Annotated in this window: 10 protein-coding genes and 2 pseudogenes; 8 read left to right on the top strand and 4 right to left on the bottom strand. The window is 70.9% G+C overall.

Annotated elements, in window-relative coordinates:
* Position 1: 1 nt before the first annotated feature.
* The 4 genes from nuoL (at position 2) to QWI33_RS15095 (ending at position 7058) form a co-directional block, all read left to right on the top strand.
* Positions 2-1903, top strand: coding sequence for an NADH-quinone oxidoreductase subunit L (gene nuoL, locus QWI33_RS15110; RefSeq protein ID WP_289957977.1), 1902 nt, complete (start codon positions 2-4; stop codon positions 1901-1903).
* Positions 1900-3444, top strand: a complete 1545-nt coding sequence (locus QWI33_RS15105; RefSeq protein WP_289957976.1) for an NADH-quinone oxidoreductase subunit M — start codon at positions 1900-1902, stop codon at positions 3442-3444. The genes nuoL and QWI33_RS15105 overlap by 4 nt, the downstream gene beginning before the upstream one ends.
* Positions 3437-4990: an NADH-quinone oxidoreductase subunit NuoN gene (nuoN, locus tag QWI33_RS15100; RefSeq protein ID WP_289957975.1), complete on the top strand. Its 1554-nt coding sequence runs from the start codon at positions 3437-3439 to the stop codon at positions 4988-4990. The genes QWI33_RS15105 and nuoN overlap by 8 nt, the downstream gene beginning before the upstream one ends.
* A gap of 190 nt (positions 4991-5180) precedes the next feature.
* Positions 5181-7058 carry a serine hydrolase domain-containing protein gene (locus tag QWI33_RS15095; protein ID WP_289957974.1) on the top strand — a complete coding sequence of 626 codons (1878 nt, stop codon included), beginning with the start codon at positions 5181-5183 and terminating at the stop codon, positions 7056-7058.
* Between the two features lie 54 nt (positions 7059-7112).
* Here the strand turns inward: QWI33_RS15095 and QWI33_RS15090 are convergent, their stop codons facing one another.
* Positions 7113-7973 carry a sigma-70 family RNA polymerase sigma factor gene (locus tag QWI33_RS15090; protein WP_289957973.1) on the bottom strand — a complete coding sequence of 287 codons (861 nt, stop codon included), beginning with the start codon at positions 7971-7973 and terminating at the stop codon, positions 7113-7115.
* A gap of 88 nt (positions 7974-8061) precedes the next feature.
* Here QWI33_RS15090 and QWI33_RS29405 point away from each other — a divergent pair.
* Positions 8062-8802 (top strand): annotated as a pseudogene (locus QWI33_RS29405) (SDR family NAD(P)-dependent oxidoreductase); the annotation flags it as partial.
* 242 nt (positions 8803-9044) lie between these two features.
* On the opposite strand, the pseudogene QWI33_RS29400 reads toward QWI33_RS29405, so the two are convergent.
* A pseudogene (locus tag QWI33_RS29400) lies at positions 9045-9407 on the bottom strand (CPBP family intramembrane glutamic endopeptidase); the annotation flags it as partial.
* Positions 9408-9830: 423 nt separating this feature from the next.
* Positions 9831-10379, bottom strand: coding sequence for a hypothetical protein (locus QWI33_RS15070; RefSeq protein WP_289957969.1), 549 nt, complete (start codon positions 10377-10379; stop codon positions 9831-9833).
* Positions 10380-10659: 280 nt separating this feature from the next.
* Here QWI33_RS15070 and QWI33_RS15065 point away from each other — a divergent pair, with 280 nt between their 5' ends.
* The 3 genes from QWI33_RS15065 to QWI33_RS15055 all read left to right on the top strand — a co-directional run bounded on the left by QWI33_RS15065 (position 10660) and on the right by QWI33_RS15055 (position 13210).
* Positions 10660-12186, top strand: coding sequence for an MFS transporter (locus tag QWI33_RS15065; protein WP_289957968.1), 1527 nt, complete (start codon positions 10660-10662; stop codon positions 12184-12186).
* Positions 12164-12754, top strand: a complete 591-nt coding sequence (locus QWI33_RS15060; RefSeq protein ID WP_289957967.1) for a TetR/AcrR family transcriptional regulator — start codon at positions 12164-12166, stop codon at positions 12752-12754. The genes QWI33_RS15065 and QWI33_RS15060 overlap by 23 nt, the downstream gene beginning before the upstream one ends.
* 219 nt (positions 12755-12973) lie before the next feature.
* Positions 12974-13210, top strand: a complete 237-nt coding sequence (locus QWI33_RS15055) for a PIN domain-containing protein (RefSeq protein ID WP_289957966.1) — start codon at positions 12974-12976, stop codon at positions 13208-13210.
* Here QWI33_RS15055 and QWI33_RS15050 read toward each other — a convergent pair.
* A complete protein-coding gene (locus QWI33_RS15050; protein ID WP_289957965.1) occupies positions 13207-14202 on the bottom strand; it encodes a polyprenyl synthetase family protein in 996 nt (331 codons plus the stop codon). The two genes, QWI33_RS15055 and QWI33_RS15050, sit on opposite strands and share 4 nt — an antisense overlap.
* Between the last annotated feature and the right edge of the window lie 69 nt (positions 14203-14271).

Below are 14271 nucleotides of genomic sequence, written 5' to 3'. Positions count from 1 at the left end.
AGTGGACGAAATCTCGTACGCCCCGGCCGAAGGGGTCCTCTCGCTGGCGTGGCTGCTCATCGCCTTGCCCGCGATCGGCGCCGCGGTCCTGCTGCTCGCCGGCCGCAGAGCCGACAAGTGGGGCCACTGGCTCGGCGTCGCCACGATCGGCGGCGCCTTCGCGCTCGCCCTCGCGATGTTCGCCTCCCTTGCGGGACTTGACAACAAGAGCGCGGGCCTCGACCTGTTCACGATCCTCTCCGTAGGGGACCTGCACATCGAGGCGAACCTCCTCTTCGACCCGCTGAGCGCGGTCTTCTGCCTGCTCATCACCGGGGTCGGCTTCCTCATCCACGTCTACGCGGTCGGCTACATGTCGCACGACCCCGGGCGCCGGAAGTTCTTCGCCTACTTCAACCTGTTCGTCACCGCGATGCTCGTCCTGGTGCTCGGCGGCAACTACTTCATGACCTTCATCGGCTGGGAGGGCGTGGGCCTCGCCTCGTACCTCCTCATCTCGTTCTGGCAGTTGAAGCCCGCCGCGGCGACCGCCGGCAAGAAGGCCTTCCTCACCAACCGCGTGGCCGACGTCGGGTTCCTCCTGGCGATGTTCACCATGATCGGCGCCCTGGGCACCGTGGACTTCGCCGGCGTCTTCAACGGCGCCGAGTCGCTTTCCACGGGCACGAGCCTGGCCATCGGGCTGCTGCTCCTGGTCGCCGCCTGCGGCAAGTCCGGCCAGTTCCCGTTCCAGACCTGGCTCCCGGACGCGATGGAGGGCCCGACCCCGGTGTCGGCGCTCATCCACGCGGCCACGATGGTGACCGCGGGCGTGTACCTCATCGCCCGCTCGCACGTCATCTTCAGCCTCAACGCGGACGTGCAGACCGCCGTCGTCATCGTCGGCGCCCTCACCCTCCTCTTCGGAGCGATCGTGGGCTGCGCCAAGGACGACATCAAGCGCGTCCTCGCCTGGTCCACGGTCTCCCAGATCGGCTACATGTTCCTCGCGGTCGGCCTCGGCGGCGGGGCGTTCGCGCTCGGCATCATCCACCTGTTGGCCCACGGCTTCTTCAAGGCCGGGCTGTTCCTCGGCTCCGGCTCGGTCATGCACGCCATGAACGACCAGACCGACATCCGCCGCTTCGGCGGCCTCTGGCGGGTCATGCCGTTCACGTACGCGACGTTCGCGGCCGGATGGCTCGCGATCATCGGCCTGTTCCCGTTCTCGGGCTTCTTCACCAAGGACCCGATCATCCACGACGCGTTCGCCCGCGAAGGCTGGCAGGGCTGGGTCGTCGGCGGTGCCGCGCTCCTCGGCGCGGCGCTCACGGCGTTCTACATGACCCGCCTGTTCGTGCTCACCTTCCACGGCCCCAAGCGCTGGACGGACGACGTGCACCCGCACGAGTCCCCGGCGATCATGACCGTGCCGCTGGTGCTGCTCGGCCTCGGCTCGCTCGCCGCCGGCGGCCTCATGGCCACCTCGGTCCCCGAGTGGCTCACCCCCGTCTTCGGCGAGCCCCACGAGGTCCACGGCCACCTGAGCCACATGCAGGTCACCGTCGCCACCACCATCGTGGTGGTCCTCGGCGCCGGCCTGGGCTGGTTCCTCTTCCGCGGCGGCACCGACGAGGTGCCGCGCGCCGCCGCCTGGCCGGTGCGCGCCGCCCGCGCCGACCTCGGCGGCGAGGCCGTCAACCGCGGCCTCTTCGAACGCCCGAGCCGCCTGGCCGCCAGCGCTTCGGTCGCCATGGACGGCCGGGTCGTCGACGGCGCCGTGAACGGCCTGTCCGCCCTGATCGGCGGCACCTCGCGCCGCCTGCTCGTGGTGCAGACCGGTTTCGTGCGCTCCTATGCCCTGTCGATTCTTTCCGGTGCGGTCATCGTGGTGGCCGCGCTCATGGTGGTGGTCGTCCAATGAACGAACTCCCGTTGCTGTCGGCGCTGGTCGCCGTGCCCCTGATCGGGGCCTTGGTCGTCGCGTCGATCCGCCGCGAGAACGCCGACGCGGCCCGCTGGACCGCGCTCGCGGCCGCCGGGCTGGTCGCCGTGATCGCCGCGCTCGTGGCGGTCGGCTTCGACTACTCCGAGGGCGCCCCGTGGCTCCAGTTCACGGAGTCGTACACGTGGGTCGAGGCCTGGGACCTGAACCTGTCGTGGGGAGTCGACGGCATCGCGCTGCTCATGCTCCTGCTCACGGTGGGGCTGACGCCGATCGCGATGCTCGCGGCCTGGCGCGACCTGGACGCGGTGAAGCGCTCGGTCCCGGCGTTCTTCGCGCTGATCCTGGCGCTGGAAGCGGCGATGATCGCGACCTTCCTGGCCTCGAACGTGCTGCTGTTCTACTTCTTCTTCGAAGCGATGCTCGTGCCGATGTACTTCCTCATCGGCTCCTACGGCACCGGCCCGAAGAAGCAGTACGCGGCGGTGAAGTTCTTCCTGTACTCGCTGCTGGGCGGCCTGCTCATGCTGGTGGCCGTCATCGCCCTGTGGGTGCACAACGGCGGCGTCTTCGACTGGCAGACCCTGGTGGACGCCGAGCCGATGGCTTCGGGCGCGCTGCAGAACTGGCTGTTCCTCGGCTTCTTCATCGCGTTCGCGATCAAGGCCCCGTTCTTCCCGTTCCACACCTGGCTGCCGGACGCGGGCGGCGCGGCTCCGGCCGCTGTCGCGGCGCTGCTGGTCGGCGTGATGGACAAGATCGGGACGTTCGCGATCCTGCGCTACTGCCTCCCGCTGTTCCCGGAGGCGACGCAGACGTTCGCGCCGTGGATCATCGGGATGAGCGTCATCGGCGTGGTCTACGCGGCGTTCGTCGCGATCGGGCAGACGGACCTGAAGCGGCTGGTCGCCTACACGTCGATCGCCCACTTCGGCTTCATCGGCCTCGGGATCTTCGCGTTCACGCAGGCGTCGGCGACGGGCGCCGTGCTCTACATGTTCAACCACGGCCTCGCCACGGGCCTGCTGTTCATCGTCGTCGGGTTCCTCGCGATCCGGCGCGGCTCGGCGCAGATCGCCGACTACGGCGGGGCCGCCAAGACCCTGCCGGTGCTCGCCGGGATCTTCCTGTTCGCCGGCCTCGCGTCGCTGTCCCTGCCCGGGACCGCGCCGTTCATCTCCGAGTTCCTGGTCCTGTTCGGCGCCTTCACCGGCAACGAGCCGGTCGCGGTCGTCGCGACCCTGGGCATCATCCTCGCCGCCGCGTACGTGATCTGGATGTACCAGCGCACCATGCAGGGCGAGCGGAACCCGGTGCTCGACGAGATGCCCGCGATGAAGCGCGACCTCACGATGCGCGAGAAGGCGCTCGTCGCGCCGCTGGTGATCGCGATCCTCGGCTTCGGGTTCTTCCCGCAGCCGCTGATCGACGCGGTCGAGCCGGCCGTGGACAACACGCTCCTCTTCATCTCAGGCTCCCCTGAAGACCTGCCCGCCGCCGAAGGAGTCACCAATGAATGAGGCCCAGCAAGCGGGGCTCCAGATCGACTGGGCCGGCCTGGCCCCCATGATCATCGTGTTCGTCGCGGCGTTCGGCGGGCTCCTGGTCGAGGCCACGGTCCCCAAGGGCCGCAGGCTGGTCGCCCAGGTGGGCCTCGCCGTCGCGGCACTGGCCGCGGCGTTCGTGGCCGTGGTCCTGAACCAGGGCAAGAACGGCACCGCGTTCGAGATCGAGGGCGCGGGGATAGGCTCGGTCGTCCTCGACGGCCCCGGCCTGTTCCTGCAGGGGACGCTCGCGATGCTCTCGATCGTCGCGGTCCTGCTCCTGGCCGAGCGCCGCACCACGCGCGGCGGCGACTTCGTCGCCGAGGCCGCCGTGGTCGCGGACTCGCCCGCGGACAAGGCCCAGCGGCGCGAGGACGGCGCGACGGAGATCTTCCCGCTGACGCTCTTCGCGGTCGGCGGCATGATGATGTTCGTGGTCGCGGGCGACCTGCTCACCATGTTCGTCGCCCTGGAGATGCTGAGCCTGCCCCTGTACCTGCTGTGCGGCCTCGCCAAGCGGCGCCGCCTCATCAGCCAGGAGGCCGCGCTCAAGTACTTCCTGCTGGGCGCCTTCGCGTCCGCGTTCTACGTGTACGGCATGGCGATGCTCTTCGGCTTCGCGGGCACTGTGGACCTCGCCGGGATCAACCAGGCGGGCGTCGACTCGGGCCAGCCGCGCATCTTCCTGTACATCGGGGTCGCGATGCTCGCCGTCGCGATGCTGTTCAAGGCGGCGGCGGTGCCGTTCCACATGTGGACGCCCGACGTCTACACGGGTGCGCCGACGCCGGTGACCGCGCTGATGGCGGCCTGCGTGAAGGTCGCCGCGTTCGGCGGCCTGCTGCGGGTCTTCAACGTGGGACTGGCGTCCTCGGCGTGGGACTGGCACCTCATCCTGACGGTGATCGCGGTGGCGACGATGCTGGGCGGCGCGATCTTCGCGGTGACCCAGCGCAACATCAAGCGGCTCCTGGCGTACAGCTCCATCGCCAACGCGGGGTACCTCCTCATCGGGGTGATCGCGCTCGGCGAGGCGGTCGGCCAGACCATGTTCTACCTGGCCGCCTACGGCTTCACCGTGATCGCCACGTTCGCGGTCGTCTCGCTCGTGCGCGACGGCGACGAAGAGGCGACCCACCTGGCCCGCTGGGCCGGGCTCGGCAAGAAGTCCCCGGGCACCGCCGTGGTGTTCACGATCCTGATGCTCGCCCTTGCGGGCCTGCCGTTCACGAGCGGGTTCAGCGCCAAGTTCAACCTGTTCGCGGCGGCACTGCAGGCGGACGAACTCGGGCTCGTGATCGTCGGCGTGGTCTCCTCGGCCATCCTGGCGTTCCCGTACCTGAAGGTGGTCGTCCTGCTCTGGCTCAACGAGCCCGCGCCGGACGCCCCCACCGTGAACCTGCCGAGCCCGATGGCCGGGACCGTGGTCGCGGCCGGCGTGGCCGCCACGATGATCCTCGGCCTCGCGCCGGGCTTCTTCCTCGAGATCGTGGACCAGGCCAGTACTTTCCTGAACACCTAGCGCGCCGAGCGAAAGCCGCGGGGAGCCACCGGTTCCCCGCGGCTTTCGCCGTGCCGGTGGGGCCTGCCTTACCGGGAACCTGCCCGCTGCCTTCATGGTGCGGTGCCCTCTGCGCCCCTACGGTGGGAACATGGACACCATCCAAAGGCCAAGAGGCGAAACCGAACAGCGAACGCACACTCCACTGAGGATGATCCTCGCCGCCGCTGCGGCGGCGGCGGTCGCCGCGGGTGCCCTGGCGTCCCCGGCCCGCGCCCAGGAGCCCGTCGACATCGAGGCGCTCATCACCGAGGCCATGGACGAGCACGCCATCCCCGGCGCCATCGTCGCCCTCACCTCGGCGGGCGCCACCTCCACGTACGGGTTCGGGTTCGCCGACCTCGACGCCGAGACCCCCGTGGACCCCGAGCGCACCCGCTTCCCGATCGACTCGGTCTCCAAGGCCTTCACCGCCACCGCGATCATGACCCTTGTGGACGACGGGATGCTGGACCTCGACACCGACGTCAACGAGTACCTCGACGAGGCCGAAGTCGCGGACACCTACCCGGGCGAGCCGATCACCCTGCGGCACCTGCTCACCCATACGGCCGGCTTCGAGGAGTCGGTCATCGGGCTCCTCGCCGGCACCGGCGCGGGCGACCGGCTCGAGGAGTCCATGCTCGAACTCCCCGAACGCGTCAGGCCGCCGGGCGAGGCCTACGCCTACTCCAACACCGGGCTCTCCTTGGCGGCCTTGGCCGCGGCCGACGTCCTCGGCACGGACTTCGGCCAGGTCCTCGCCGAACGCGTCTTCGAGCCGCTCGGCCTGGACCACACCGAGGTCAACACCGGCACCGCCGACCCCGACCGGCCCCTCGCGACCTCCTACGCCCTCAGCGGCGGAGAGCAGGTCGCCCAGGACCGCGGCGCCGAAGACGACTACCCCGCGGGCGGCATCATCGCGACCGCCGCGGACATGGGGGCCTTCATGGCCTACCACCTCGGTGACGGCGAGCCCCTGCTCTCGGCCGACGCGCTCGCCGAACTCCACGGCCCGCAGTTCCACGCGGACCCGCGCCTTCCCGGATCCGCCCTCGGGTTCCACGAGATGTACCACGGCTCGACCCGCCTGGTCGCCCACGGCGGCGACGGCCCCGGCTCGCACAGCCTCATGACCCTCGTCCCCGGCCACGACCTCGGGATCTACATCGCCTTCAACGCCGACGGCGCCGACGGCGGCGCGGCGAACGCCGCCGAGGAGGCCACCAGAACGATCCTCGACCAGATGCTCGGCGCCACCGCCGAAGCCGACGGCCCGGCCGGTGCGACCGCCCCGGACACGGCCGCCGAGGCCGCCGCCGGCACCTACCGCTCCACCCGCATGAACGAGAGCGACTACTCGAACCTGTTCCTCGCCATGGGTTCCGACGTCACCGTCGCCGTGGCGGACGACGGCACGGTCACCACCACCGGCCTCTCGTTCGACCCGGAAGTCGACGAGCAGCACTGGGAACCGCAGGGCGACGGACTCTACCGCGAGGCGGACGGCTCGCGCCTGATCGCCTTCGGCACCGACGACGCCGGGAACACCATGCTCTACAACGGCGACGGCGCCTACGAGCACCTCGCCTGGTACGAGCGGACCGACGTCCTCCTCGCCGCGGCGGCCGCGGGCCTGCTGCTCCTCGCGAGCCTCCTCGTCTGGCCGCTGGCCTCCTTCATCCGCCGCCGCAGCGGGCGCCCGGCCCCGCGCCCCGGCAGCCGCCTCGCCCTCGTCCTCGCCGCCTCGGCCGGCGTCCTGAGCGCCGCGTTCATCGCGATCATGGCCGCGTTCCTCGCCGACACCGACAAGTTCATCCTCGCGATCCTCGAAGGCGCCCCGATCGTGCCCTTGGCCGCGATCCCGCTCGCACTCGCCGCGGTCGCGACCGCCGCCGCACTGGTCACGGTCGTCCTCGCCTGGACCCGCCGCTGGTGGACCACCGGCCGCCGCGTCCACTACACCCTCGCGATCCTCGGCGCCGCGGTCTTCATCGCCGTCACCGAGTACTACCACTTCGCCACCGCGCCAATGCAACTCTTCTAGCGCACCGACGAAGTAGCCGCGGGGAGCGATCGCTCCCCGCGGCCTTTCGGCGTCTCAGGCGACCGTCAGCTCGATCGCCGACAGAGCGGACGCGTCGGCCACGGCGTGGATCTCGGCGATGCGGTCGCCCTCGAACCGGACGGTGAACAGCATGATGACCTTGCCGCGCGGGGCGAAGACGATCCCGGGTTCGCCGTCGATGAGCACCGGACGGGCCAGCGCGGCCTGGCCGTTGAAAGCCTCGGCCACGGCGGTCGCGCCGGTGAGCGCGGACCTGGCGCTCAGGAGCCGGGCCGCGTCGTCGAGGCGCATCGTCACATTCGGGTCCAGCAGCGACAGGAGCATGCCGAACTCGCCGTCCCGCGAAGCCTGGAGGAACGCGTCGACGGCCTGGAAGCGCCGCAACCGGTCACCGTCCACACTCGACTTCCCGTGCACCCGCCGGCGCGCTCGGCTGGCGAGGCGCTGCGTGGTCTCGGGGCTGCGCTCCACGATCGGGGCGATCTCCGCGAACGGCACCGCGAACATGTCGTGGAGGACGAACGCGAGCCGCTCGACCGGCGAGAGCGCGTCGAGGACCACGAGCATCGCCAGCCCCACCGAGTCCGCGAGCTGCGCCTCCGCCTCCGGGTCGACGCTGGGCCGCAGACGCACCTCGGTGCCTTGAGCGTCGAGGGCGTCCTCGCGGCGGGCCTTGCGGGACCGCAACAGGTCCAGGCACACCCGGCTGACCACGGTGGTGAGCCATCCGGCCGGGTTCTCGACCCCGGCGGTGTCCGCCCGCGAGACCTTGATCCAGGCCTCCTGGACGGCGTCCTCGGCTTCGCTCAGGGACCCGAGCATCCGGTAGGCGACCGCGCGGAGATGCGCCCGGTGGGCCTCGAAGGCCTCCGCCGTGAGATTTTCTTCAGTCATCCGTCTGGTTCTTCCGTCGCGGTCCGTCAAAGAGATGCACGACCAATTCCGACACGGAGCGAGAAGGAAAGCAACCATGGGAGCCAACATGACGCAGCAGTCACAGACCTCGGTCCTCATCACCGGCGCCAACAAGGGCCTCGGTCTCGAGGCCGCCCGCCGCCTCGGGGCGATGGGCTGGAAGGTCTTCCTCGGATCGCGCGACGAGGAGCGCGGGCGCGAAGCCGTCGCGAAGCTGCAGGCCGACGGCGCGGACGCGGTCCTCGTCCCGCTCGACGTGGACTCGGACGCCTCGGTGGCCGCGGCCCTCGCGATCGTCCGCGAGCACACCGCGACCCTCGACGTCCTCATCAACAACGCCGGCAACCCCGGGCACTTCGTCGCCCCTGAGCTGGCGACCGCCGATGAGCTCCACGGGGTCTACGAGACGAACGTGTACGGCCCGGTCCGGGTCACGCACGCGTTCCTGCCGCTGCTCCAGGCCGCCGAGCACCCGCGCGTGATCATGGTGTCGAGCGGCGGCGGCTCGTTCGCGGTCATCACCGACCCGACCCAGCCCGTCGCGAGCATGCACGAACTCGCTTACAGCTCTTCGAAAGCCGCGCTGAACATGATCACCGTCCGGTACGCGCAGGCGCTCCCGGGCATCAAGTTCAACGTCGTCACCCCCGGCGAGGTCGCCAACCGCAAGTTCGCGGCCACCGACATGAACGGCCACCGCGGCCAGCTCACCGTCACCGAAGGGACCGACCCGTTCATCGCCCTCGCCACCGCAGGCCCCGACGGCCCCACTGCGACGTTCACCGACCGCCTCGGCCCGGTCGCCTGGTTACCGCCGATCGGCAGCCGCGGGGAGCAGCCGCTCCCCGCGGCGCCGAGCGGTAAGAGGCCGGGTTCGCGCATGAGCCCCCCGGTCTCGGCGCGGCCGCGCACCAGGAACAGCGCGGCCACGGCCAGGAGCGCGTAGAGCACGACCGATGCGCCGGCGAGGGTGACGAGCGGGCTGGTCCCGCCCGCGGCGACCTCGTCGACGCCGCCGGTGGCGAGGAACGTCGAAGGGTCGGTGACCGCGTGGAGGAGCATCGGCCAGACCAGGAACCCCGTCACCCGCAGCGTGAGGTACATGGCGACGCCGAACACGAACGCGAACCCCATCGTCGCCAGCACCGTGCCGAGGGCTTGGCCCGAAACGATGTTGGTGGCGTGCATCAAAGCGAACAGCAGCGACGAGAGCAGCATGACCGCCGGTTCCGAGCGGCCGGCCCGGCGCAGCATGCCGATCACGATGCCGCGCGCCAGGATCTCCTCGGTGAAGCCGATGAGCAGACCTGTGGCGTACGTCAGCGCGATCACGCCGCCCGAGTACTGCTCGTAGTCCGTGCCCGCGGCGCGAGCCGCCGCGGCGAGCACGACGACGACCGGGGCGATCCACATCCAGGCCCGGCCCCGCACCGGCTGGCGTCCGAACAGCGGCCCGAACCAGCGCAGCGCGGCGACGGCCGCCAGGAGCAGCGCCGAACCGACCAGCAGCGGCAGGGCCATCGCCAGGAACAGCGTCGTGGCGTCCCCGAAGGGGTCGTCGCCGATCGCATCGCCGAACAGCGTCTCCACGAGCAGCCCCGCCCCGACGTACAGGGCCAGGTACACGGCGGTGAACAGGACCGCCCGCCACCAGCCGCCGCGTTCCATGAAGCGGCCGAACCGGTTCGAGGCCGTCTCCGGTGCGGACATGGGGCCCTCCTCGCGTGCGGGCGCTGACATCGCTGCACGGAACGTATCCCGAAGACCCCCGGGGCGGCCCGCGCATGGAAGAAGCCGCGGGGAGCGATCGCTCCCCGCGGCTTTTCGCTACGGCTGTCAGCCGACCTTGGCCGCTTCGAGCTCACCGGTCTCGGCGAGCTCGCGGTCGATCTCCTCGAAGAGCTCCTCGGCGGCGAACCAGGCCTTGGCGGCCTTGGAGCGCAGCAGCAGGAGCGCCGCGGTGGGGAAGGACCCGCACACGACGAGCATCGCGGCGGCGCTGACGAAGAACGGGGCCTCGTCGGGGAAGGTCGCGAAGTAGGCGCGGCCGAGGATCCAGAGGAACATCGCGCCGGGGACGATCGCGAGGGCCCACCAGGCGGCCTTGACCGCGTGGGCGCGGCGGCGGCCGAGGCGGACGGCGATGAACGGCATCGAGACGGTGACGGCGACGCTGAGGAGGATCGTGACCAGCCGCTCGAGGTCGATCGAACCGATGACGTCGAGCATCGTGTCGTGGCTGGAGGAGGACCTCGTCGCGTCGAAGAGGAACCGCACGCCGATCGAGTAGAGCAGCACGATCGCCGCGAACTGGAGCCAGATGACCCCTTGCGCGGCGAGAACGGTCTTCGGCTTGGCAGGGGGCCCGTGGTGTCCGAGTCGCACTGCGCTCCCTTCTCGGCCGCGAACGCGCGCCGAAGGACTCCCTGACGGGACTACGCAGTCGGCGCCAGGAGGGCTGAGCTGGAGGCACGGCTCGCGAGCTTCGCCGTGGCTGGGGGTGCCGCTTCCTGGGGACAGCGACCTTTGAACGATAGCGAACCCCGGCCACCCCCGGGGACCCGGTGGGAGCCGAAACACGTTCCGCGCTCGCATCGACACGCCTTGACATGCCTCATTTTGATAGCTACTGTCAAATGACAGTTACTTCCAGAATTGAGGACGCATGGCTCCCGTCTCCGCCCGCCGCCGCTGGTGGGCCCTCCTCTCGCTCCTGTTCGGCCTGCTCGTCGTCGGGCTCGACGTCACGATCCTCAACGTCGCCCTGCCGACCCTGGCCGTCGACCTCGACGCCTCCAACGCCGAACTCCAGTGGATCGTCGACGCCTTCATCGTCGCGCTGGCCGCGCTGCTCCTGCCCGCCGGACTGCTGGGGGACCGGCTCGGACGCAAGAAGGTCCTCCTCGCCGGCCTCGCGATCTTCGGCGCGTCCTGCGCCCTCGCCACCACCGCCGACTCGGTGGGCGTGCTCATCGCCGCCCGCGCACTGATGGGCGTCGGCGCCGCCGTGGTCATGCCCGTGTCGATGGCGGTGGTGCCCAGCATGTTCAGCGGCGCCGAGCGCACCCGCGCCGTCGCGCTCCTGACCGCCGGCATGGCCATCGGGCTCCCGCTCGGCCCGCTCCTGGGCGGCTGGCTCCTCGAGCACTACTGGTGGGGCTCGGTCTTCCTCATCAACCTGCCGCTCATCGTGCTCGGCTTCGTCGCGATCGCGTTCCTGCTCCCCGAGTCCACCGACCGCAGCGCCCCGCGCCTCCAGCCCCTCGCCGCCCTCGCATCGGTACTGGGCCTGGGCGCGCTGGTCTACGGCGTCATCGAGGCGCCCGTGGACGGCTGGCTCTCGCCGGCCACGCTCATCGGCGGCATCGGCGGGCTCGTCCTCATCGGCGCGTTCGCGGTCTCGCAGATCCGCTCCGCCGCGCCCATGGTCGACCTCGGGCTCTTCCGCGACCGGGCGTTCCTGTGGGGCTCGGCCATCGCCACGGCCTCGTCGATGCTCATGATGGGCGCGCTGTTCCTGGTGCCGCAGTTCCTGCAGATCGTGCAGGGGCACAGCGCCTTCGGGACGGGGCTGCGGCTGCTCCCGATGATCGGCGGGCTCATGGTCGGCGGCCTCGGGGCCGAGCGGCTGGCCGCCCGGTTCGGCTACCGCGCCACCGTGATCGCGGGCCTCGTGCTCTCGGCGGCCGGCTGCGCCGCCGCGACGGCCACCGACCCGGGCACCGGGTTCGGCTTCGTCGCGCTCTGGCTCGCGGTCCTCGGCGCGGGTTTCGGCATGTCCCTCGTCCCCGCCACGGACGCGGTCCTCGCCTCGCTCCCGCCCGACCGGGCCGCGATCGGCTCGGCCCTCATGCAGACGCTGCGCCAGACCGGCGGCGCGATCGGCGTCGCGGTCTTCGGGTCGATCGCCGCCAGCGTCTACCGTGCGGAGCTCGACCTGCCGCCGCTGCCGGCCGAGGCCGAACGCGCCGCCGAGGACTCCGTGGCCGGGGCCGCGGCGGTCGCCGAAGCGACCGGGTCGCCGGAGACCGCGCACCGCGCGTTCGCGGCGTTCACCGACGGCATGGGCGCGGTGTTCCTGGTCTGCGCGGGGCTGGCCGTCGTCGTCGCGTGCGCGGCGGGCCCGAGGTTCCCGAAGCACCCGGGGGCGGCCGAGGCACAATCGCAGCATGAACCGTCCCGGGCTGCGTGAGCGCAAGAAGATCGAGACCCTGCACCGCTTGCAGGAGGAGGCCCTGCGGCTCTTCGACGAGCACGGCTACGACGCGACCACGATCGAGCAGATCGCCGAGGCCGCGGGCGTCTCCCCCTCGACCTTCTACCGCTACTTCCCGGTGAAGGAGGACGTGGTCGTGCAGGACGAGTACGACCCGCTCATCGTCAACGTCTTCGAGAGCCAGCAGGAGGGGACCGCGCCGCTGGAGGCCCTGCGCGCGGTCCTCACCGCTTTGTTCAGGGAGTTCACCGACGAGGACATCGAGCGCGTGCGACGCCGGGTGCGGTTGATCTTCTCGGTCCCGGCCCTGCGCGCCCGCCAGGTCGGGCAGTCCGCGGCCACCGAGCGGCTCCTGGCCCGGATGGTCGCCGAACGCACCGGACGCGACGCCGGAGACCTGGAGGTCCGCCACTTCACCGCGCTCGTCGTCGCCTCGTGGACCGTGGCGATCAGCGCCTGGGCCGAGACCGACGGCGCCAAGGACGACCTCGCCGCCACCCTCGACACGTGCCTCGCCCACCTGGAGGCGGGCGCCCCGCTCTAAGCCCGATAGCATCCGCCGAGAACTCGACCGCGACCGCTTGAGCGACCGTGAAGACTTGGAGGACGCCGTCGCCGTCCTCCGCAACCGGCTCGCCCGTGCCGAGGGCGTGGCCGATCGAACACGAACGCGCGAAGCATGTCCTTTGCGAGGCGGCCTACTCTGACCGAGCTCCATCAAGGTGTCGCGACGGCTCGGACCGCGACCTCGCGCGCACTCCGGTTGGAGATGCTCAACTCCGCCGTTGACGAGTGCGAACCGCTGCCCTGCAGCGGCGAGGCCGCCAGCCGGTTCGGCACGCTCGCGACCTTGACGGTCGAGCGGGGGCGTTCACCGAAGCCTCGCCGGACGGACCTCATGATCGCGGCCGTCGCATCCGTGCACGGGCTGCCGCTCTACACGCGCAACCCGGATGATTCCAAGGGACTCGAGTCATTGGTGCGCGTCATCGCGGTTTAGGCGTCGCGTTCGATCATGTAGTCGCAGATGTCGACCAGGGCCTTCTGAGCCGGGCCGTCCGGGAGGGACTTCGCCAGTGACCGGGCCCGCTCCTGGTACTGCAGGAGGGTCGCCCGCGCCTGCCCCAGGGCCTTCGATCCGCGCAGGAGCGCCAGGGCCTCCGGCAGGTCCTCCTCCGGCACGGGTCCCGCGACGAGTTCGCGCAGGCGCGCCTCGGCCGGGTCGTCGTCGGCGAGCGCGTAGATCACCGGGAGGGTCGGCACCCCTTCGAGGAGGTCCGTGCCCGGGGTCTTGCCCGAAGAATCGGAGGCGATGTCGATGATGTCGTCCGCGATCTGGAACGCCACGCCGATGACCTCGCCGAACTCCTCGGCAGTCGCGATCGTCGCTTCCGCGGCGCCCGCGAACCAGGCGCCGAACTTCGCGCACGTGGCGATGAGCGAGCCGGTCTTCTCGGACAGGATCTCCAGGTGCCATTCGACCGGGTCGATGCCCTCGGGCTGCGGCATGGTCTCGTTGATCTGGCCGCGCACGAGCCGCGCGAACGTGGAGGCCTGGAGGCGCACGGCGTCGATGCCGAGGTCGGCCATCATCTGCGCGGCCTGGCTGAACAGGTAGTCGCCGGTGAGGATCGCGACCGAGTTGTCCCAGCGGGCGTTGGCGCTCGCGGCGCCGCGGCGCACGAGCGCCTCGTCCATGACGTCGTCGTGGTAGAGCGTCGCGAGGTGCGTGAGCTCGAGGGCGACGGCGGCGTCGAGGATGCCGGGCCGGGTCGGGTCGCCCAGGTGCGCGCACGCGAGGGTGAGCATCGGGCGGAAGCGCTTCCCGCCGGCGCGGATGAGGTGGGACCCGGACTGGCGCAGCAGCGGCTGGTCGGTGTCGACGGCTTTGAGCAGTCGTTCCTCGACGAGATCGAGCGAGGCTCGGATCTCTTCGGCGAAAGCCTCGTCGGAGAAGGTCAGCGCGGTCTGGGCGCGTCGGGTGGTCACCACAGCCACACCATATCGCGTAACCACCCTGGACTGCTCGGCACGGGAACCGGTAGTCGCGCGCGCCGCAAC

It is taken from the genome of Glycomyces tritici, from assembly GCF_030403505.1.
This window is presented reverse-complemented; position numbering and strand designations above follow the sequence as displayed.

What these genes read in the sequence shown, in the direction of transcription:
- QWI33_RS15105 (WP_289957976.1), top strand. Translation starts at nt 1,900, where the DNA reads ATGAACGAACTCCCGTTGCTGTCGGCGCTGGTCGCCGTGCCCCTGATC.
- nuoN (WP_289957975.1), top strand. Translation starts at nt 3,437, where the DNA reads ATGAATGAGGCCCAGCAAGCGGGGCTCCAGATCGACTGGGCCGGCCTG.
- QWI33_RS15095 (WP_289957974.1), top strand. Translation starts at nt 5,181, where the DNA reads ATGATCCTCGCCGCCGCTGCGGCGGCGGCGGTCGCCGCGGGTGCCCTG.
- QWI33_RS15090 (WP_289957973.1), bottom strand. Translation starts at nt 7,973, where the DNA reads ATGACTGAAGAAAATCTCACGGCGGAGGCCTTCGAGGCCCACCGGGCG.
- QWI33_RS15065 (WP_289957968.1), top strand. Translation starts at nt 10,660, where the DNA reads ATGGCTCCCGTCTCCGCCCGCCGCCGCTGGTGGGCCCTCCTCTCGCTC.
- QWI33_RS15060 (WP_289957967.1), top strand. Translation starts at nt 12,164, where the DNA reads ATGAACCGTCCCGGGCTGCGTGAGCGCAAGAAGATCGAGACCCTGCAC.